Raw genomic sequence first — 659 nt, 5'->3', positions numbered from 1 at the left:
AAATTGCTCTGTTTCATAATTATCCCTAAGTTAATAAACTATATTTTTAAACGGTCCGGTTTTTAGGGAAGATTACATACACTCAATATAACAAACAAAATATATCTGAAAAATTATTCAACAAAAATTTAAATGGAAGAGTAAAATTAATTACATCTAATAAAATTGGGAATGCCTATGTAAACAATGTTGAATTCTATGATATAAATGGAAATTTAAAATTCTATGCAAACGTATCATTTACTTTTACATTAGGTGATAATAATACATCCATTATGAATATCGATAATTATTTGGTTGTACATGTAAAACAAGATGATTTAGATGAAAAATTTATACAAGAGAATCTTAATAAAATAAAAGATTATTATTATCTAACCAATGAAATTGATTTCAATGTTGATGAAAATAAAAATTACAATGATATTAGTAATATTGATGAAACAAAAAATTTAGAAGTTTGGGTAAAAAATTCAAATGGTTTATTAATTGAAAAAAGAATATATAATGATACTAAACTTTATGAGATTAATAAATATGTAATCTTCCCCTTGTTAGGAACATTTAAAAGTATAGTTTTTATTTAATATTATTGTATTATTATTTTGATTAATTTGAAATGTAGGAAAATCATTAGGATTTTTGACCTTACCATATTT

1 protein-coding gene is annotated in these 659 nt (G+C 21.1%); it reads left to right on the top strand.

All coding sequences use genetic code 11. From position 1 onward, the window contains the following. Positions 1-275 precede the first annotated feature (275 nt). Positions 276-587: a hypothetical protein gene (locus QHG34_RS15835; RefSeq protein WP_282631187.1), complete on the top strand. Its 312-nt coding sequence runs from the start codon at positions 276-278 to the stop codon at positions 585-587. Positions 588-659 lie beyond the last annotated feature (72 nt).

This window comes from Empedobacter sedimenti, from assembly GCF_030005555.1.
Lineage (GTDB): Bacteria > Bacteroidota > Bacteroidia > Flavobacteriales > Weeksellaceae > Empedobacter > Empedobacter sedimenti.
The sequence above is the reverse complement of the archived record's forward strand: the minus strand, read 5'-3'. Positions and strand labels throughout refer to the sequence as shown.